This window comes from Parendozoicomonas sp. 2304DJ65-17 (genome assembly GCF_058148445.1).
Genome location: NZ_JBYVJV010000002.1, coordinates 801918 through 821300 on the forward strand (window position 1 = coordinate 801918; position 19383 = coordinate 821300).

The following is a 19383-nucleotide window of genomic DNA, read 5'->3' on the forward strand; positions in this document are numbered from 1 at the left end:
ATTCCCCCTCACCAGCCATATATAGAAATTATCAGTAGTGTATTTTTCTATCGGTAATAAGGTGAGGGGTATTTGCAATGCGAGCCGACCGGTTAACCAGCAAACTGCAGTCCGCCCTGGCCGATGCCCAGTCGTTGGCCATAGGTAAGGATCATACCAGTATTGAATCTGCTCATTTGCTGCAGGTGATGTTGAATCAGCAGGGTGGTGCAGTAAAACCACTGCTTGCTCAGGTTGGATTTGATATTGCCACAGTCTCTCAGGGGCTGGATGGTATTATCGATAAACTGGCCGTGACCAAAACTCCAACAGGTGATATCCAGCCTTCTCAAAGCCTGCTTCGCTTACTGAATCTGGCGGATAAAAAATCCCAGCAGGATAACGACCAGTTCATCAGCAGTGAAACTGTGCTGTTGGTGATGATGGAAGATGGTGGCCCGGTTGGTCAGCTGTTGCGTGATCAGGGTGTCAGCAAAAAGGCGCTGGAAACTGCCATCAAAAACCTGCGTGGTGGCGAATCCGTTAACGATCCCAATGCCGAAGACAGCCGCAACGCTCTTGCCAAATACACCATTGATCTCACTGAGCGTGCCGAGCAGGGCAAGCTTGACCCTGTCATTGGTCGTGATGATGAAATTCGCAGAACCGTTCAGGTGCTTCAGCGCAGAACCAAAAATAATCCGGTACTGATTGGTGAGCCGGGTGTGGGTAAAACCGCCATTATTGAAGGTTTGGCGCTACGAATTATTAATGGTGAAGTCCCTGAAGGCATCCGCAACAAACGAATTCTTTCCCTCGATCTGGGCGCGCTGCTTGCCGGCGCAAAATACCGTGGTGATTTTGAAGAGCGCCTGAAAGCGGTATTAAGTGATCTTGCCAAGCAGGAAGGGCAGGTCATCCTGTTTATTGATGAGCTGCATACTATGGTGGGCGCAGGTAAAGCCGAAGGGGCAATGGATGCCGGCAATATGCTTAAGCCTGCACTTGCTCGCGGTGAGCTGCATTGCGTAGGCGCCACAACTCTTGATGAGTACCGCCAGTACATCGAGAAGGACGCTGCGCTGGAGCGTCGTTTCCAGAAAGTGCTGGTGGAGGAACCTTCTGTGGAAGACACCATCGCCATTCTTCGTGGTTTGAAAGAACGTTACGAAGTTCACCATCATGTGGATATCACCGATCCGGCCATTATTGCTGCAGCCAAACTTTCTCACCGTTATATCACTGATCGGCAGCTTCCTGATAAGGCTATTGATCTTGTGGATGAGGCGGGCAGCCGTATTCGTATGGAGATGGATTCCAAGCCGGAGTCTATGGATAAGCTGGAACGTCGCCTGATTCAATTGAAGATTGAAAAGGAGGCGATGAAAAAGGAAACAGATGCCGCTTCCCAGAAGCGTCTCTCTGCACTTGATGGGGAAATTTCCGAGCTGGAGAAACAGTTTTCCGATCTGGAAGAAATCTGGGTGGCAGAAAAGTCTGTTTTGCAGGGCGCTCACAAGTTAAAAGAAGAGAAAGAAAAACTCTTGTTGGAGTTGGAAGCTGCAAACCGTTCCGGTGACTTGGGAAGAATGTCAGAAATCCAGTACGGCAAACTGCCTGATATTGAGAAACGTATTGAGCAGGCCCAGGACGCAGAAACTACCGGCATGCAGTTGTTGCGCAACAAAGTGACAGATGAAGAAATTGCCGAAGTCGTCAGCCGCTGGACGGGTATTCCTGTTAACAAAATGCTGGAAGGTGAGCGGGATAAACTTCTGCGTATGGAAGACGCTCTCCATGATCGGGTGATTGGTCAGCATGAAGCGGTAAAAGCTGTTTCCGATGCTGTGCGGCGGAGCCGGGCTGGGCTGGCTGATCCGAATCGCCCTAATGGCTCCTTTATGTTCCTCGGCCCAACCGGTGTTGGTAAAACAGAACTGTGTAAAGCTCTGGCGGAGTTTCTGTTCGATACAGAAGATGCCGTGGTTCGGATTGATATGTCCGAGTTTATGGAGAAACACTCTGTTGCCCGACTGTTGGGCGCGCCTCCAGGGTATGTCGGCTATGAAGAAGGTGGTTACCTGACCGAAGCGGTACGTCGACGCCCATACAGTGTGGTGCTGTTGGATGAAGTCGAAAAAGCCCATGCCGATGTTTTCAATATTCTGTTGCAGGTGCTGGACGATGGTCGTTTAACCGATGGGCAAGGTCGTACAGTCGATTTCCGCAACACTGTGGTGGTGATGACCTCAAACCTTGGTTCAGATCTGATTCAAACCCTTAAGGATGATGAGTTTGAAACGGTGAAGAGCACTTTGATGGATGTTGTTGGTCAGCATTTCCGTCCAGAGTTTGTGAACCGTATTGATGAGCTGGTGGTCTTCCACCCTCTTGCGAAAGAGCAGATTAAAGGGATTGCCAATATTCAGCTTGATCTGTTGCGCTCGCGGTTGGCAGAAAATGATCTGTCTCTGGAGGTGTCTGACGAAGCTATGGGTATGCTGGTGGAAGCTGGTTTTGATCCTGTCTATGGGGCACGACCACTTAAACGTGCGATTCAGCGGGAAATAGAAAACCCACTGGCGCAGGCTATTCTTGGTGGAAAGTTTGCGGCCGGGGCGACTGTTAAGGTGGGAGTCGAAGACCAGCGAATGGTTTTTAATTGTTAATCAGTGGTAGAACTTGCGAAGGCTGATCCAGCCGCACTTTGTGTGCGGCTGGATGTTTGTTGGGTGTACCAAACTGCACAACAGAACTGTAAGTGAGAGATTTTTCCTCAGTGGAGGAGCTATCAAAGACTTCCTCTTGATCATCTAGAAGATTGGCAGAGCTATTGCTTGCTGTGCTGATGCCACTATCGCTACTTTTATCGCTGTCGCCGCTTAAGCTGCGCCTTACCGGAGGTGGTGGTTCTTGAGGAAGGCTCTGTGGCAGATCGTCATCTGGGTTTATGCCAGTAATAAGCTTTAGAATTTTGAAGGCATTATCCAGGGCTTTCTGTTGCTCAACATTCTCAGGGCGAATCCCTTCCTGTTTAAGCTGGAGGAGAATCTCTCTCCACCCAGCCTTTCCTGTTCGCAGGTTATCTTTAACCTCTTCAAAAATATGGAGAAGGGCTTCACGTGCAACATCGTTGGGAAAAGATTTTATGAGGAGTTGTTGTGCAGCATCCAAATCAGCCAAGGATGAATTCATCATGTCAGACAGGTTTTGAAGCAATGTTTTTTGTCTGATAATCTGTTTCCTTAACCTTTCCTTTTCTTCTCTAAGCTCGTCGATTGTGATTTCTGCTGAGGCTTCCGCTTCTTTTAACGCCTGATCTTTTGCTGCGGTTAGGTCTGTCAGTGTTACCTCATGCTGTTTCTCAAGTAATTCGAATTTCTCTTTCATCATGGCAACAGCTGCCCAGAATTCTTGTTTTGGAACGACATCTTCGGGAGTGCGAGAACTTTCATTCTCAAGCCTTGCTACTGTGAGTTCGAGCTTTTTAATTTCTGCTGCTTGTAATTCATTCCTGAACTGTCGGGTTCGTATAGCTGTTCCCTGCTCTTCAAGTTGCTTTCTAAAAGCATCCAGCTTTTTCTTATACAGTTTTTTGACTGCGATAGCTTTCTCTTGGCCGCGAACCGCAGTGTCCAGGTCTCGTTGCATGGCTTCTGACTTATCAACTTCTTGGTCTAGCAGGTTGTTGAGTGCGCTGACTTCTTCGCTAAGGGTATTGTTTTTTGCAGCGAGCTCATCCTGATATGTCTGGCGTCTATGCCACTGTCGGGCTAAATCATGCAAGTTTTTTGCGACGAACGGGAGTTGGGAATGCAAGCCTCCTTTGATAGACATGTGCTGGAAACTTTCTGGTAAGGACTGCTCAAGATCCTCAATATTTTGAGGCATGGTAACATTATCGATTTGTTTGATAATCTCCGCCTCAATATTACGCATTTGCAACTGAGTATCTACGTAGAGATCATTTAGCTCTTCATAAGCATCATTTTTTTCTTTTAAGGCTTTCTCGAGAGCTTTTAATTCACCTTCGGCATGTTCAGCACGATGCTGCCACATAAGAGAAGCACTTTTCACAAGCTCATTCTCAGACTTTAAAGAGTCAAGCTGCGTTTTTAGGATCAGAATTTCGTTTTCCAACTCACGCTTTTTGTTCTCTAAAGGAAGCAGTTGTCCATTAAGTTCGTGCTTCTCCTGAACCCAAGCCTCTTTCTCCAGAAAGTGATCGTCGATTTTTCTTTTACAGTCATTAAGAACCAGGCATAGTTGTCGTTTCTCTTCTTCCCATTGAAACTTGTGCTTGTGAGACTCCCATACTGTACGCTCAAGTTCTGTCGTAACTACGCGTAGTTGTTCTGATATGTTTGTGGTTTGGAGAGCTTGGCTTTCGGCGGTCCTTAACGCTTTTTTCAAGTCGCCCAACAATTTGCTATTGCTATCCTGAAGTTCTTTTTCTTGCAGACTTGCTGCGTCGAGCTGTTCAACCAGTTGTTCATTTCTACTGTTCAGGTCGGTATTGCGTGCCTGTGCTTCCGTTAACTCCGTTTGCTTGTCGGTAACTTTCCTGCTCTGAGCCTCAACTGATTCTAAGGCGTCTTCAAGTTGCTTCTGCAGATTTGTTATACGAGCATCTTTTTCTTTTAATAGCGCCCTTACTCTGTCGTTCGGTTTGGTACCCGGTGGGAGTTGGCGGGGAGGTGCCTTACTCGGCTCAGGGGCTTCCTGAATGACAATCATGATTTGCTCAAGTTCATGCTGAAGTGGTTTTAATTGAGCAGTTAGAGCCTTTTCACGCTTTTTGGCCTCAATAAGCTCTTTGTCTCTTCTGGAAACCTTACCTTGATATTGAGCGATCATGTCCTGATGGCTTTCATTCAGGTTGTGCAAATCCTTTTCCAGTCTTTCGATCTTATCGTCCCGCTGTCTTTCGAGTTCCTGTATGCGGTTTTGTGCGATATCCAGTTCCCCCAGTAGGTCCTGAACTCTTTGGTTAAGGGTGGAAACTTCACTCGTCAAACTCTGGCGGGAGCCGCTGACTTCTTTAAGCTCTTCTTGCAGAGCGCCCTTTGTGGCTTCTGCTGTTGATAATTCTTCAGTAAGCCTGCGGTTTGCTTCACTCAATTCATGGTTCTTTTCAACAAATTCTTGCAGGCGAATGATTTCTTCATCTTTATCCCCAAGCAGTTTTTGCTTTTGGCGAACCGTACTGTTTAACAGGCGGATTTCCTGGTCTGCGGAGTGCAGAGCTTGTTGCTGTGTTTCCAGTTTTATAGCTGTCAGAACTTCATGGTCGTGGCAGGCAGTGAGCCGTTCTCTTAATTTTATAATATCTCTTTGAACTTCAAGGTTGTCACGGGCAGCTGTATCCAGCCGCTGTTGCATGGCTTCTATAGTTGACAGGTGTTGCTGGTTCTGGCGTTTTTCCTGCCACAGTTCTTTATTCAGTCTGGCGTGATCTTTTGCGATCTCGGTATTGTTCTGTTTCAGGCCGCTGACCTGATGTTCCAGTTGAGCAATCCTTCGCTCTTTTTCACTTTCAGAGTTTTCCAGTTCTTTCACTCTTGCCAAGAGCCTTTCGTTTTCACTCGTTAGTGTTGAGTTTGTCTGATTTTGTCGTTCCGCTTCTTTCAGGGTTTCTTCAACAAGTCGTGTGGCCAGTTCAACTTCCAGCCTGCGTTGTTGTAACTCTTCTTTTGTCTGTACCAGATCCTCTGTGTTTGCACTCAGTAAGCTCTGTTGCTCGTGCAGAACTTCTGATTGTTTTTCCACTTGGTGTACCAGCTGTTGTTGTAGAAAAACAGCCTGACTGTACTGGGTATTGGTATCTGTCACCTGCTGGTTAAGTGAGGCATTGCGTTCAAGTAGCCAGGTAACCGCCTGTTCGAGGTTCTCGGGTGGTTTCTGGGGAATAGGGGTGTCGGTATGAGCTTCCCTGATTGTTTCAATCAGCGAGTGGTCTCTAAGCTGAAGCTGCTCGAGTTCTGATTTGGCTCCATCCAGTTGACCTTGTAAAACCTGGTTGGCGCTTTCCAGAGAAGTTATGCGCTCATCCTGATTGAATTGAGCTTGGGCAAGAGTGGCGTTTTTTAATTTTAGTTGTGTTACTTCTTGCTGAATTTGTTCCAGTTCACTGCGGTTCCTTCTCAGTAGCTCCTGATGTTCTTTCAGGCTCTGTTCTGAAATTGCACTCTTTTCTGCCGAGAGGTGACACTTTCTTACTAGTAGCTCTTGTTCAAAGGCGATCCTTGCCAGCTGTTTTTCTTTCTCTGCCAGCGCTAGACTGAGCTGATCTCGTTCGGATTTCCACTTCTGCTTGTCCAACTTGTGCAGACTCGCTGCTTCTCTTAGCTGTTGGTTATCACCTTGAGCTTTGCCAAGTTCTTTCTGAAGATGAGACGTTTCCCTATCTTTGCTCTCCAGTCTTTCTCTGAATCTGCGAAGTTGTTTGAGGGAGGATTCCAGCCTCCGGCTGGTCTGTTCAAGAGTGGTTTCTGCAGCTTTATTTTTTTCAAGGGATGCGGTGAGTTGGTGTTGTATTTCACTGATCGTTCTGGAAGCCGTAGCATTCGCCTGGCCCAGTTCGTTCAAGTCTTTGCGAAGACCAAGAACCTCAGACTGAAAATTTTTATTGGCTTCTTGGGCGTTTTTAAGAAACTCACGAACTTGTGCGAGCTCTACACCCCGTGCCTGAAGTTCTGCTTCTTTTTTGCTGATTCTGTGGGCGAGGCTTTCGTTCTCCCTTTTAAGGCGATCTATCTCTGAACGGTTAGCTCTTCCCTTATCCGTTAACGCTGTACAGGCTTTTTCAGCGTCATCTTTTTGTTTTCGCAGCTGTTCAAGTTCAATGCTCAGTTGTGATGCATCGTCGATTTTGGTTTCTAGCTCTGATTGGAGCTCTATCTGAGCTTCAGTGAGATTTCGATTAGCAAGTTGAGAGGCTTCCAATTCGCGTTCAAACTCAGATAATTGCTTAAGAAGGTCTTGATACTCTTTCGTATCAGTTTCGGGAATTGTTAGGGTTTCGTGCTCAACCCTTGCAGCGTGAGTTATGGGTTGGCTGGATCTGGTGGAGTTATCTTTAACCTGTCGCCTTAATTGGGAAACTCTATCGGTTAGCTTCTGTGTTGCCAGTTTCAGTTTTTCACTTTCATCTTTAATCTGTTCAAAGTGTTCTCCCTGAAGTTGGACCAGCTCCTTAACCTCAAGTAATTCATCATCAGGCAGTCCAAAAGAATCACCAGATTCCAAAGCCTTGCTCAGAAGTGCCCCCTCTGTGGGAAGCAAGCTTTCATCCAGAGAAAGTGATGACATTGATGATGTAACTGATGAGGTTGATGACAGGCGTCGTTGCAGCCAGCTGTGGGGAGGAAGGATATCCTCCCCACCTTCTTCGAAATGTTCCAGCAAAGTCTGTTCACCATAGCTCTGGCAATTTGCAGCTATTGGCTGGTCCAGGCGTAGCGTACTGGAGTGCACTTTATAGCCAAGGTGGGTTACGTGATATCCAGGCGCCAGCTTGTAGCCGTGGGGGACGTAGATGTAACCCTGGGTGGGAGTTTCGATAACTGTGGAGGGAGTGTAAATCTCCAGAGCTTCTGTGCCATAAACGCCAGTGGCCAGTACTTTTTCTTTGCCCTTTTCAAAATCCCGGGCACGATCATTAACCGGAATAACAGTGGCCGCTGGGACGTAAACAGGTTCAGAAAAGGCCCGAAATGCCAGAAGCTCTGCCCGCAACTTCTCGTCTCTGGGGATTCCTCGGGTTTTACGGCGTGATAAAGGGGTGTGAGGTACGCTGTCACCGGTTGGTAAATGCTTTTTAGTATTTTTGGTGGATGAGTCAGAAAGTGACGAGCTACTGTCACTCACTGAACTGGAAGAGCGAGAACGGCTGCCTCCAATGCCTCTAAAGTCATCCACTACCTGTCCCTGTCCTTTTACTCCCTACTGATACAGTTAAGCAGATACCGCCTGTTATGGGGCTTCCAGAAGTTCTTGAATTAACAGTAAATCCTGGTTGCTGATATCCAGAATTCGGAACCCACTCCAGTGCTGTTGGCTGCTGTGTCCTTCCCTCTTCCAGAGGGATTCGGCACCAATGTCTACGGAATGCCCCTGACCGTTCTCTTTTACTATATCGACCCGGCACTGGAGAATGATTCCTTCGGGTATGGATGTTGGGCTGCTGAGCATAAAACCGCTCTGGGAAAGATTAACCAATTGACCAATGGGTTCATTGGTCAGGCTGTTGAAAATATCAAAGGGTTTGGATAGCTGTTTCCTTACTTCACGCCTTTTTTCATGGTGCTCGTTATTCTTTTCATTTGTACTCATGGTTGGTTCGCTATTTCTTTGTTGTTTTTATTTTTTTTGCGACTTCATTCATTGCTCGAGCTAGAAGAGGTGGAGCCTCTTTCGGCTGAAATATCAGCCTCCCCTGCATCAGCCAGTTTGCCAGAGTACTGCGGTCAACCATGGCTGTTTTCTGACCTGCACCATCGACAAACAGGAACAGGCTTCCTTTCTGACTGTGCCAGGCCAGTTTCCAGCGCCTTGGCTCCCCTCTGCCATTCATGGATTGACACCAGATGCCGGGGCGAAGCCTGGTAATAATCTTATCTGTGGCAGGAGGAATAAAGCTGTCGCTTTGTTCGGGGGCATTGGTAGGGTGATGCAATTGTTGGTTAAACTGGGTCAGTAGCTCTAAGTCTGCATCTTCATCATAAGCATCTCTGGCCAGTTCCTGTAGAAGACGGTCTACGGTTGCTTCAGGGAAACTTCCCTGCTGCTTCAAAAAGGCCGCCACCTTATCTGCGACAGGAGTGAAATCCTCAGGTGTGCAATCTGGTTTGGTCAGTGTATCTACCAGCCTGTCTGTCAGCTCTTTGCAGTGTTCAAGATTCTCCTGGCTTCGAAGGCAGAGAAAGTGAAAGACCAGGGCATCTATCCAGGTTGTGTGCAGAAAACGATCACTGAATTTTTTCAGCGGTATGGCTCGAGTGCTTTCTTTAACCAGTGTTTCTGCCCAAGCTCTGGCGTTAAGCAGGGCTTCCTGCCCTTTGCCCGCTTCAATATTGCGCTGCTCGACCATTTCCGCCTTTTGTTGCAACAGAGAGAGGTGTTTCTGGAAACTGTCCAGCAGTTCACTCAGTCGATATTTCCGGATTCGGGTTTCCCGGCACAGAGCGTCGATGATGCTCTGACATTGCTGGTAAACATCGCGGGCAAACATATTTGTGTCCTGGAATTGCTCAGCGGCAGTTGCCATTTCATCAAGCAGTTGTTTGGCCGGATGTTGATCGTCTTCCAGAAATTTCTGGCTATCGAATGCTATGCGTGCCCAGGGAAGTGACATTTTGGTAAACAGAGTGCTGTATTGGCCAGGAAGCTGAGTATCCTGGGAAACCTGTTCAAAGATATGGCCGATCATGCTCAGGTCGCTTTCGTCATCTTCGTTCAGGGTTGCTGCTTTGTTCCCCTCGCTTTTCATGGCCGAAAGAATGGAGGTTTTAAAATCTTCAGCCCCTTTGGCTCCTGTAAACGGGCGATAGTCTCCCTGCAGAGCCTGTTCCTGAAGCTGTGACAGTGCAGATATCAAATCATTTCTGGAGTACGCCGCCTTTTTCGGAGAGGAGGAGCGTTCGTGGAACTGGAAAAGCAGGCTGGCGGCGGTTGTTGCCGGTGCCGCTTTTTTCGCCGCTTTTTTTACCATTGCAACAGGTTTGCTACTTTCCTGTTTGATAATTGCGCTGGGGCGAAGGTTTGGCAAAATGCCAGCCTCAATGAAGCGAGTATTTATTTGTTCATAAAGTGCTTTCAGGCACCCCATAACCTGCTGTTCAAACAGGCTGTAAATATCTGGCTTAATCTGGTTGTGGATACTGCTGTGATCTATGGCCAGGGCAAAGCTCTCAGCAATCAGCTTTGGGTGTAAAGGGTTGTCCTGATCTTTTACCGGGTGCCCCTGATTAAGAACGGCTAGACGTTTTTCTATGCCAAACAGAGCTTCGTGGCATTGCCCCTGAACTGCGTTGCTAAGATTGGTGACCTGCAGGGTATCTTCGTAGGCATCCGTATGCAGAAGGGTCATAGAGTCTTCATCAAACTCTATTCCCGTTCCCTTAGGGTTGGGAGTTTGCTGCGTATCTGGTGAGAAGTTTCTGAAATGTTCTGAGATTTTGCTGTGAAACGCCCGGGTGATCTGGGAACGGTTACGGCGAATGTCCCGCATGGTATCGAAGTAAAGGGTTTGCTCTATATTGCTTGATGCTTTTTCAGCCTGTGTGAAAAGCATATCGTCCGTCAGAGTCAGGGTCTGGTCGAGTCCTTCTGAGAGGGACTCCAGCGTCAACCTGCGTATGCCGTCCATCAGCTTTAATGCCGGATTATCAGCAGCTGAGGCTCTGGAGCTGTTAATGGGAGTTATTTTTCCGGGGTCATCCTGTGCCATGGATGCATTCTTTTTCTTCTGTCCAAGGGTACGAGTATACACCTGTAATGACAGGTAGGTACCGCAAACATGTGACCACTGTTGTAAAAAGGGGTTGACGAAAATCTCAGAGTCATTATCATTCGCCGCCGTTGAGTGATGACAACGACGCAGCCAAACGCTGCTGAGACATCACGAGATAGTTCCCCGATAGCTCAGTTGGTAGAGCAAATGACTGTTAATCATTGGGTCACTGGTTCGAGTCCAGTTCGGGGAGCCACTTTAAACATCCAGCTTGCGTAGCTGTTTGTTTGTGGGTCGTTAGCTCAGTTGGTAGAGCAGTTGGCTTTTAACCAATTGGTCGTAGGTTCGAATCCTACACGACCCACCATTCAATTCCCCGATAGCTCAGTTGGTAGAGCAAATGACTGTTAATCATTGGGTCACTGGTTCGAGTCCAGTTCGGGGAGCCACTTTAAACATCCAGCTTGCGTAGCTGTTTGTTTGTGGGTCGTTAGCTCAGTTGGTAGAGCAGTTGGCTTTTAACCAATTGGTCGTAGGTTCGAATCCTACACGACCCACCATTCTTGCAAAAAGCCCGCTTCAATGAAGCGGGCTTTTTCGTATGTGAAAAAAATAACTGATCAGTGAAGCTTCAGCTTTGGCGTTGTGCTGCGTTCCAACAGATCCTTCGCCATCAGCATGCCAGTACGCCAGAAACCATAGAGGGTCATCTGGTGGAGGCGATAGAGCGACAAATAGAACAACCTTGCCATCCGGCCTTCCAGCATCACATCTCCAGTTAAATTGCCCATCAGGTTTCCTACCGCAGAATGGCTGCTCAGGGAAATCAGTGAGCCATGGTCTCTATATTTGAAGTCCAGCAAATCTTGATTATTTAACTTGCGGGTTAAGTTTTTGGCCAGAAGGCTGGCTTGCTGGTGGGCGCTCTGGGCTCTTGGTGGAATAGTGAAATCACCGTCTTTGCCGGGAATAGTGCAACTGGCGCAATCACCGAGGGCAAATATGTTTTCATCCTGAGCAGTTTGCAGAGTTGGTTTTACTATCAACTGATTAATGCGATTGCTTTCAAGGCCGTCAAGATTTTGAAGAAATTCAGGGCCTTTAATTCCGGCTGCCCAGATTGTCAGGTCGGTTCTTATCATTTCACCGCTGCGGGTTTTAATTCCTTCTGCAGTGATTTCGCTTACCAGAGTACCTGTCAGTGTATTAATGCCGAGTTTATCCAGCTGGGTTTGTACACCCTTGCTGATACGCTCAGGCAATGCTGGAAGAACCCGGTTGCTGCCTTCAACAAGTGTCAGCTGCATTTCTCCTGGGTTTTGTTCCAGTCCGTAGCGAGCCATTAGATTGGCAGCATTATGGAGTTCGGCTGTTAGTTCAACTCCCGTAGCACCCGCGCCAATTACGGCAATATTTGTGCGTTGTGGGCCTTCTTCCCCAGATACGTAGTGAAGAGAGCGACTGATGAGATGATGGTGAATACGTTCGGCCTGTTCGCGGCTGTCGAGGAATAAACAATGTTCCTGGGCCCCGGGAGTGCCGAAGTCATTGGTGTGGCTGCCTACAGCGATAACCAGGGAATCATAACTTAGAGTGCGTTCTGGCAGCAGCTCTGCACCGGTATTATCAAAAGCGGGGGCAAGAGTAATGATTTGCTTATCTCTGTTCAGGCCAGACATGGTGCCGGGCTGGAAGCGGAAATGATTCCAGTTGGCTTGGGCAAGGTAATTTAATTCATCGCTGTAAGAGTTCAGGGAGCCCGCAGCCACTTCGTGCAGCAGAGGCTTCCAGATGTGAGTCATACGGGCGTCTACAAGAAGAATCTCTGCCTTCTTCTTTTTGCCCAAGGTTCGCCCTAGCCGGGTGGCCAGTTCCAGTCCGCCGGCCCCACCACCGACAATAACGATACGATGCAACCCCTGATGTTTATGCATTAGTGTTTTCAGGCTCTGTTAATGCGAGGGCGGCGCCACTTTTTCATTCTTGTTTTTGGGTCGGCAACTTCGCTTGTTGATATTGGTTGTTAGATAAAGCTCAGTATGGCTGGACGAATATTCCTATCACACGGGCAGCAACTCCCAACGCAATAATGCTCAGGGATAGCCAGAGCATCATGGTCCAGGGGCGGAACGGTTTGCGCTCCTCTCTGTTTACGCCAGAACTTACGAAGTCGTCGACAAGTTGCTGGTCACTGTGGTTCAGGCGGGTTGTTTGCCCGCTGTCACTCTTGTTGCTCTGATTTTGCTGATTCATAGGCGTGCCCGCTGCTTAACAAACTGCCATACATCATTACTTCCATGCAGTTATCTATGATTATTTTTATTAGAAGGGGAAACCCCTGAATCCATTCTGTAAGGATTATGGTTGATTGTTCCTCGGTGTGACAAGCGCAGGAGCGACAGAGTGAACTGGAAGAATGCCACTGAAAACCCACTGCTGGGATGGTTTCGGGCTCTGGGAACGGAATTCATGCTTTCCCTTGTTGGGTTGCGCTATTGTTTTTCTCTTCAGTTTTTGAATTTCGAATTGCGACGGAGAATGTTTTTCTTTTTCTGTTCTCCCTGGGCGGTTAGCAGGCGCTTTCTTGATCAGCGAGGTGAGTTTGATGCCCAGGGGTATGGAGAAACGCCCCTGATGACGCTGGAGGCTGTTGCCCGTCGTCTAGATATTTCTTCTGATGATGCAGTGCTTGAACTGGGTTCGGGAACTGGGAGAAATTGCGTGTGGCTTTCTGATCGTTATGGCTGCAGAACCCTTGGCATTGAGCAGATTCCACTGTTTGTTCAGTTAGGAAAAAAACTGGCTAGAGAATGTATGCCTGTTGGTCAGGTTTCTTTTATCTGCGGGGATATGTTTGATCTGGATATGTCACGCTGGAAGCTGGTGTATGTTGACTGCACGGCGATGAGTGAGCCCTGTATCCGCCAGGTTGCCATGTTGTGTGCCGGTTTGCCGAATGGGGCAAAAGTTGTATCGGTAAATGCTTCGTTTGCTCAATTGATGCCTGAACGCTTTCAGCTTGAGACGGCTTTTCCAGGATTATTTATCTGGGGGTGGTCGGATATGAGGATTCAGCGGGTAGGGCCGCCAGAGGATGCTCCTGAAGGTCAGGACGACCTTCAGGATGATGAACTGTTAAACCAGTTCGAGGGCCATGGCAGTCGCTTCACCGCCACCGATGCATAGCGCTGCTACACCTTTCTTACCACCAGTGCGGCGCAGGGCGTAAATCAGGGACAGAATGATTCTGGAGCCTGTAGAACCAATAGGGTGACCTTGAGCGCAGGCGCCGCCATGAATATTCACTTTGGCATGATCCAGTTCGTGATCCTGGATTGCAGCCATAGTCACCATGGCGAAGGCTTCATTGATTTCAAACAGGTCCACGTCATCTTTGTTCCAGCCTGTTTTTTCAAACAGATTGCTCATGGCACCAACTGGAGCAATGGTGAACTCGGAAGGGTGGCGTGAGTTGGTTGCATGGCCAGCAATACGCGCCAGAGGCTTCAGACCACGCTTTTTGGCTTCACCAGCGGCCATCAGAATCAGTGCGGAAGCACCATCTGAAATGGAACTGGCATTTGCGGCAGTAATGGTGCCGTCTTTGGCGAAAGCTGGACGTAGCTGGGGAATTTTGTCGATGCGGGCATTGCCGGGCTGTTCGTCGTCAGCAACAACGGTTTCGCCTTTGCGGGATTTAATGGTGACCGGAACAATTTCTTCTTTCAGGTATCCATTTTCAATCGCTGAGTTGGCGCGGGAAAGAGATTCGATAGCGAAGTTGTCCATCGCTTCCCGAGTCATTTTGTACTCGTCAGCCATATCCTGAGCGAAAGAACCCATCAGGCGGCCAGTCTCAGCGTCTTCCAGACCGTCCAGGAACATGTGGTCAGCAACCTTTCCGTGACCCATGCGGTAACCGCTGCGAGCCTTGTCGAGAACATAAGGGGCGTTGCTCATGCTTTCCATGCCGCCAGCAACCATGATGGTGTTGGTTCCGGCCTTGATCAGGTCGTGGGCCAGCATGGTCGCTTTCATGCCAGAGCCACAGAGCTTGTTGATAGTGGTGCAGCCGGTTTCATCGGGCAGGCCAGCCTGACGGGATGCCTGACGGGCAGGGCCTTGCTTCAAGCCTGCTGGCAGAACGCAGCCCATAATCACTTCTTCAACATCAGCGGAAGCAATGCCGGCTCTTTCTACTGCGGCTTTGATTGCGGTGGCGCCAAGTTCGGGAGCTGTGAGGCCGCTGAGTGAGCCCTGAAGGCCGCCCATGGGAGTGCGGGCGCCGCTGACAATTACGATGTCATCCTGATTCATGCTTGATACCACGTCTTCTGTTTTATGATTCTGATTATGGTCGCCGGGGCATTGTATATCGCAGTTGTGATTGCGTCATGTTTACTCCTGCTCAAAGTGATTTACCAAAACTGACTGCCTCATGTGCTGAATCGTGTGCCTGAATAGAAAGTAAATGTTCTGTATGTGGAATGCCGTAATGAGGTTTCGCAATGTAAGGTGTTGACAGTTGGGGGGTTAATCATGAAAATGCGCACCAAGTTTTCGGGGCTAGGTAGCTCAGTTGGTTAGAGCACAGCACTCATAATGCTGGGGTCGGCAGTTCGAATCTGCCCCTAGCTACCAAAGATGTTTCCGAGATTGGGGTGTCGCCAAGCGGTAAGGCAACGGGTTTTGATCCCGTCATGCGCAGGTTCGAATCCTGCCACCCCAGCCATCTTTGCCGAAAACAGTCCTTTCTGGACGCAAGCAAAATGATAGCGTGGCTAGGTAGCTCAGTTGGTTAGAGCACAGCACTCATAATGCTGGGGTCGGCAGTTCGAATCTGCCCCTAGCTACCATTTTGTCATTAAGCTTATTAATGTTTGGGGTGTCGCCAAGCGGTAAGGCAACGGGTTTTGATCCCGTCATGCGCAGGTTCGAATCCTGCCACCCCAGCCATTTTCCCAATTCAAATATTTTCTCTTCTCTCCGTAACCTTTCTGGTTGGCGGATTTTGTCGTTTCTGGCTTTTATTTTTCCTGTTTTTATCCGATACAAAATTTCGTAAAGATATTTTTACGTATCTTGGTAGGTGAAAGTCGCGCAACTTCCTATATAATGCGCCGCGAGTGGTAAAGGGACGGCCAATAACAAACCAGCAGGGATTGCGTTTGGGCAGGAAAATAGCCGTGATTTGCCACCGTGCCAAAAGCACACGCAGGTCAGCCGGGCTGAGGTCAGCAAGCAGAGAGCAGAAATAATGACGGCAAAGACCTATGACGTACTGATTGTGGGAGGGGGCGTATCCGGAACAGCGCTGCTGTATGAGCTGGCGCGGTATACGGATCTGGATCGTATAGGCCTGATCGAAAAGTACAATGACTTTGCCACAGTCAACTCTAAGAGCAGTAACAACAGTCAGACTATCCACTGTGGCGATATAGAAACCAACTACACCCTTGAGAAGGCGCTGAAAGTAAAGCGCACTGCTGGGATGTTGGTAAATTATGCCCAGTCACTTCCCGATGAAGAGCGGGATCAGATCATTTTCAAATATCCGAAAATGGTTCTGGGGGTTGGCCGTGATGAATGTGATTTCCTCAGAAAGCGTTTCGAGGTTTTCAAAGAGCACTACTCAGGCATGACTCTGCTGGAAAAAGAGCAGGTCGCTGAAGTGGAGCCACAGGTTGTTAATACTGAATCTGGCCCACGCAAAGAAGAAATTGTTGCTCTTGCTATTACCGATGACTACACAGCCGTTGATTACAAAGCAACTTCCGAGTCTTTTGTAAAACAGGCTCAGAAAACTGACAAAGATATCGACTTGATGCTGGAAACCGGTGTTCACGGCATTGAGAAAGAAGGGGATATCTTTAAGGTTCAAACCAATAAGGGTGAGTATCAGGCTCGCTTTGTTGTTGTTTGTGCTGGTGGCCACAGTCTCTTGCTTGCCCAGCAGATGGGTTATGGACTGAATTTCTCCTGCCTGCCTGTAGCTGGTAGTTTCTACTTCACTCCACAGGTTCTGAACGGCAAGGTATATACTGTCCAGAATGACAAGCTTCCCTTTGCTGCTATTCATGGTGACCCAGATGTACGGGTGCCGGGTAAGACCCGCTTCGGGCCAACCGCTCTTCTGCTGCCTATGCTTGAGCGTTATAACAGCAAAACCATTCCTGAGTTCTTTAAAGTACTCAAACTGGATGGCTCTGTCTTCAAGGTGTTCTGGGATCTGTTCAAGGTTTCTGATATCCGTAACTACATCTTTAAGAACTTCCTGTTTGAAATCCCCTGGGTACGCCGTCGTCTGTTCCTGAAAGATGCCCGTAAGATTGTTCCGGGCCTGAAGCTGAGTGATGTGACCTTTGCCAAGAAGTTTGGTGGTATTCGCCCTCAGTTGATTGATAAAGACAATAAAGAGCTGATGCTGGGCGAAGCTCGTATTAACCCTGGTACTGGCATTATCTTTAACATGACTCCTTCACCAGGTGGCACCAGCTGTCTGGGTAACGGCGAGAATGACCTTCGTGAAATCGTGAAGTTCCTTGGCTGTGGCTTTGATGAAGAAGCCTTTAATCGGGAACTGATTGGCGAATAATATTTTTTGCCCTCTATCTCATGGGGCGTAAGCCCTGCAAAAACAAAAAACGACTATGTGACCATAGTCGTTTTTTTTAGGGCTATACCTTTCTGCGTGTAATTTTCCTCACGAATAGGAGGAAGCATGCGAAAGATTAACCTGATTTATGCAACATCCGTCTTATTTTTACTGTTCACTTGCAGAGTTCCGGCCAGTGAAGAGGCTGGCCCTCCAGCTAAGTCCGGTACCAATATAAATGGTGCTGTAGCATTGGAAGAGGAGGCCGGGCTTTCAGATAGTTCGGGAGGCTCTCATTTGCCGATAGTTGGTGAAGACGCACCTGACAAAACTAAAAAGCGTGTAAGAAAACAGAGGAAAGGGAGTTTCAAGGGAGGGGTTGAAGGGCCTATGACTCCTCCAGCTTCAGGAGGAGTGAAAACACGAGCGCAAAGAAAACTAGAGCAAGGCAACGTCGTTCCTGTTGTTGTGGCAGCAGCTCTACCTCCACCTCCTGTCGAACCCACAGACTCTATGCGGCTGTCCTTAAAAGAGGAGGAATTGATCCTTGCTGCAATAGAAGAGTCTAAGAAAGAACAAGAATCCTGGTCTGATGACGAGCTTGTTAAATTAAAGCAAGAGGCAGCACTGAAAGTTCTAGGTGACAGGCTTCGGGCAGTATTTGGCGCTGATGATACAGAGCAAACCGATAGTGAGAATGGAAAGTTTCTTATTAAGCTGGCCGCTGTTAAAGCTGAAGGACTGGATCTTACTATCGATGTTTCGGATTTTCTCTCTCAGAAGCAAACTGAGGCCAGCGTAGAAACCAAGCAAGCTGATGAGACAGATGTTCAGCCAGAACCTAAGCAGGTCAGTCAATCAGAAACCCCACAGGTCAGCAAGCCAGAAGAGGAGTCAGAACTAAAGTCTGCTCCATCTGTAACTAACATATCCGAGCCGACAGAAGAACCAAAATCGCTAGGGCCAGAACAGAAAGCTCCTGAGCAAACTGTGCCAGCGCAAAAGACTGTAGCTGTTGACCTAAGACCTTTAAGAGCCAAAAGGCCAACCCTTATTTATGGTTGGCTAAGGGGTCCGTTAAGCTGGGTTGGTTTGCACTACCTTCTGGATCCATTGCTAACCTATTCGCCGAACTTTAACCAAGCCCTGGTTGATGCAAAAAATAAGACAGTTTGGATGGCGAGATATACATCTTCCCCCGATGACAGTTATTTTATTGCAGCTCTGGGAGATATTGGGAAAAGGAAAGGTAGGCAGGTTTTTGCTTATGCCAAGGTGATTCCGAAGGGGAGTGATATGCAACAGCTATCTACCCTGCATGTGGAGCTATTTACCAGCCTTGAATCGGCCAAGGTTGTATCGGCTCTGTATGAAGAGGACAGCATTGCAAATATTACTCTGACTTTTCCACCTATTGGGCCTCAGTCAGTTCACGGGTGGATTATTAAATATTCTGCTGAAAAGCGCACTCAGACCAGTAGTAAGGAGGGTAGTACAACGATTGTAGAGACTGACAGGAGGTCAGTAACCAGTAGTTTCACCATTCCTGGAGCTCTTGAAGATGATCTTCAGCCAGGGCATCTCGCCCGGCATCGTTTACCTGAAACTTTTCAGGAAAAATTTGAACTTCAAAACATGTTCGTGCGGGGATACCGGGCAGGGTTATTTCCCTTATTAAATCTAGACTCATTAGGTTTTCTGGCTTCTAAAGTTTGGGAAACTGGTGAGCTGCTAGCCCTAAGGAGCTATGGCTCTGTAGATGCTGTGTATCTTGATTCAGAAGAAACAGGAAAATTTTTACCCCTGGTATCATGGTTGGCGAGAACCAATAAAGGAGATTTTCTCTATAAACCAAATGATATGGTCAGAGGACTGGCTACCGTTCATGACGTTATGTTGCGCTGAAGTTCATAAAAGGAGCGCCGCATCTCGGACATAGGCGCTCCTGATGTTGAGGTGTTAAGCCATAGCCCGCAAATAGGGTTCAGCCTGAGCGTGACCTTTCATTTCTTCCTGAAGGCTTAAACCATCAGGGCCTTTGGCATTCACATCAAAGCCAGCTTCTTTAAAAAAGGTGATAAAGCGGGCGAAATCATGGCTGCGAAGCGCCCTGTATGCGCGCATCAGGATGAAGTAATCCTTGCTAACCCCTTCTTCACTTTCAAGGGTAAGCAGTTTTTTGATTCGGTCATCAGACAAGTCTTCGCCAATAACCTTTTGCTTATCTTTTTTCATACTTCTGCACTCCGGATGAGACTTCTCAATAATTATTATTCGGGCTGTGGCATTTTTCTGACGCTCATTGTATCCAGAGGCTGGGGTAAGGCAAAGGTATTCAAGAAAGTGTAAGCCCCGC

Annotated in this window: 11 protein-coding genes and 8 tRNA genes; 12 read left to right on the top strand and 7 right to left on the bottom strand. The window is 48.1% G+C overall.

Features of this window, described 5'->3' with window-relative positions:
* The first annotated feature begins 77 nt into the window (after nt 1–77).
* Complete coding sequence (gene clpB / locus ACY2RR_RS08605) at nt 78–2648, top strand: ATP-dependent chaperone ClpB (RefSeq protein ID WP_490107731.1); 2571 nt, start codon at nt 78–80, stop codon at nt 2646–2648.
* Here the strand turns inward: clpB and ACY2RR_RS08610 are convergent.
* Genes ACY2RR_RS08610 through ACY2RR_RS08620 form a run of 3 tightly spaced genes read right to left on the bottom strand, consistent with a single transcriptional unit; the run spans nt 2638 to nt 10429 of the window.
* Entirely contained in the window at nt 2638–7899 is a 5262-nt protein-coding gene (locus ACY2RR_RS08610) for a hypothetical protein (RefSeq protein WP_490107732.1), read from the bottom strand. The two genes, clpB and ACY2RR_RS08610, sit on opposite strands and share 11 nt — an antisense overlap.
* Before the next feature lie 54 nt (nt 7900–7953).
* Nucleotides 7954–8313 (bottom strand): PilZ domain-containing protein, encoded by a 360-nt coding sequence (locus ACY2RR_RS08615; protein WP_490107733.1) that lies wholly within the window; start codon nt 8311–8313, stop codon nt 7954–7956.
* Between the two features lie 10 nt (nt 8314–8323).
* Nucleotides 8324–10429: a DUF1631 family protein gene (locus ACY2RR_RS08620; protein ID WP_490107734.1), complete on the bottom strand. Its 2106-nt coding sequence runs from the start codon at nt 10427–10429 to the stop codon at nt 8324–8326.
* 183 nt (nt 10430–10612) lie between these two features.
* On the opposite strand from ACY2RR_RS08620, the gene ACY2RR_RS08625 reads away from it, so the two are divergent.
* The 4 genes from ACY2RR_RS08625 (at nt 10613) to ACY2RR_RS08640 (ending at nt 10992) form a co-directional block, all read left to right on the top strand.
* Nucleotides 10613–10688 (top strand) — tRNA-Asn (locus tag ACY2RR_RS08625).
* Nucleotides 10689–10723: 35 nt separating this feature from the next.
* Nucleotides 10724–10799: transfer RNA gene (locus ACY2RR_RS08630), tRNA-Lys, on the top strand.
* A gap of 6 nt (nt 10800–10805) precedes the next feature.
* Nucleotides 10806–10881: transfer RNA gene (locus tag ACY2RR_RS08635), tRNA-Asn, on the top strand.
* Between the two features lie 35 nt (nt 10882–10916).
* Nucleotides 10917–10992 (top strand) — tRNA-Lys (locus tag ACY2RR_RS08640).
* Between the two features lie 60 nt (nt 10993–11052).
* Here ACY2RR_RS08640 and ACY2RR_RS08645 read toward each other — a convergent pair.
* Both ACY2RR_RS08645 and ACY2RR_RS08650 read right to left on the bottom strand, forming a co-directional pair.
* Nucleotides 11053–12366: an NAD(P)/FAD-dependent oxidoreductase gene (locus ACY2RR_RS08645; RefSeq protein ID WP_490107735.1), complete on the bottom strand. Its 1314-nt coding sequence runs from the start codon at nt 12364–12366 to the stop codon at nt 11053–11055.
* Between the two features lie 100 nt (nt 12367–12466).
* On the bottom strand, nt 12467–12685 hold the full coding sequence (locus tag ACY2RR_RS08650) for a DUF3094 family protein (protein ID WP_490107736.1): 219 nt from the start codon (nt 12683–12685) through the stop codon (nt 12467–12469).
* A gap of 150 nt (nt 12686–12835) precedes the next feature.
* Here ACY2RR_RS08650 and ACY2RR_RS08655 point away from each other — a divergent pair, with 150 nt between their 5' ends.
* The gene (locus ACY2RR_RS08655; protein WP_490107737.1) at nt 12836–13618 is read left to right on the top strand and encodes an SAM-dependent methyltransferase; all 783 of its coding nucleotides are present in this window, start codon (nt 12836–12838) and stop codon (nt 13616–13618) included.
* Here the strand turns inward: ACY2RR_RS08655 and ACY2RR_RS08660 are convergent.
* A complete protein-coding gene (locus tag ACY2RR_RS08660; protein WP_490107738.1) occupies nt 13568–14749 on the bottom strand; it encodes an acetyl-CoA C-acyltransferase in 1182 nt (393 codons plus the stop codon). The genes ACY2RR_RS08655 and ACY2RR_RS08660 overlap by 51 nt on opposite strands.
* A 247-nt stretch (nt 14750–14996) precedes the next feature.
* Between ACY2RR_RS08660 and ACY2RR_RS08665 the strand changes: the two genes are divergently transcribed.
* The 6 genes from ACY2RR_RS08665 to ACY2RR_RS08690 all read left to right on the top strand — a co-directional run bounded on the left by ACY2RR_RS08665 (nt 14997) and on the right by ACY2RR_RS08690 (nt 18932).
* Nucleotides 14997–15073 (top strand) — tRNA-Met (locus ACY2RR_RS08665).
* Between the two features lie 16 nt (nt 15074–15089).
* Nucleotides 15090–15164: transfer RNA gene (locus ACY2RR_RS08670), tRNA-Gln, on the top strand.
* A gap of 47 nt (nt 15165–15211) precedes the next feature.
* Nucleotides 15212–15288 (top strand) — tRNA-Met (locus ACY2RR_RS08675).
* Between the two features lie 25 nt (nt 15289–15313).
* Nucleotides 15314–15388: transfer RNA gene (locus tag ACY2RR_RS08680), tRNA-Gln, on the top strand.
* 301 nt (nt 15389–15689) lie between these two features.
* Nucleotides 15690–17027 carry an FAD-dependent oxidoreductase gene (locus ACY2RR_RS08685; protein WP_490107739.1) on the top strand — a complete coding sequence of 446 codons (1338 nt, stop codon included), beginning with the start codon at nt 15690–15692 and terminating at the stop codon, nt 17025–17027.
* A gap of 126 nt (nt 17028–17153) precedes the next feature.
* On the top strand, nt 17154–18932 hold the full coding sequence (locus tag ACY2RR_RS08690; RefSeq protein WP_490107740.1) for an SH2 domain-containing protein: 1779 nt from the start codon (nt 17154–17156) through the stop codon (nt 18930–18932).
* A 54-nt stretch (nt 18933–18986) separates the two neighbouring features.
* On the opposite strand, the gene ACY2RR_RS08695 is transcribed toward ACY2RR_RS08690, so the two are convergent.
* A complete protein-coding gene (locus tag ACY2RR_RS08695; protein WP_490107741.1) occupies nt 18987–19262 on the bottom strand; it encodes a PA4642 family protein in 276 nt (91 codons plus the stop codon).
* Nucleotides 19263–19383: the final 121 nt, after the last annotated feature.

What these genes read in the sequence shown, in the direction of transcription:
- ACY2RR_RS08620 (WP_490107734.1), bottom strand. Translation starts at nt 10,429, where the DNA reads ATGGCACAGGATGACCCCGGAAAAATAACTCCCATTAACAGCTCCAGA.
- ACY2RR_RS08650 (WP_490107736.1), bottom strand. Translation starts at nt 12,685, where the DNA reads ATGAATCAGCAAAATCAGAGCAACAAGAGTGACAGCGGGCAAACAACC.
- ACY2RR_RS08695 (WP_490107741.1), bottom strand. Translation starts at nt 19,262, where the DNA reads ATGAAAAAAGATAAGCAAAAGGTTATTGGCGAAGACTTGTCTGATGAC.
- ACY2RR_RS08660 (WP_490107738.1), bottom strand. Translation starts at nt 14,749, where the DNA reads ATGAATCAGGATGACATCGTAATTGTCAGCGGCGCCCGCACTCCCATG.
- ACY2RR_RS08615 (WP_490107733.1), bottom strand. Translation starts at nt 8,313, where the DNA reads ATGAGTACAAATGAAAAGAATAACGAGCACCATGAAAAAAGGCGTGAA.
- ACY2RR_RS08645 (WP_490107735.1), bottom strand. Translation starts at nt 12,366, where the DNA reads ATGCATAAACATCAGGGGTTGCATCGTATCGTTATTGTCGGTGGTGGG.
- ACY2RR_RS08685 (WP_490107739.1), top strand. Translation starts at nt 15,690, where the DNA reads ATGACGGCAAAGACCTATGACGTACTGATTGTGGGAGGGGGCGTATCC.
- clpB (WP_490107731.1), top strand. Translation starts at nt 78, where the DNA reads ATGCGAGCCGACCGGTTAACCAGCAAACTGCAGTCCGCCCTGGCCGAT.
- ACY2RR_RS08690 (WP_490107740.1), top strand. Translation starts at nt 17,154, where the DNA reads ATGCGAAAGATTAACCTGATTTATGCAACATCCGTCTTATTTTTACTG.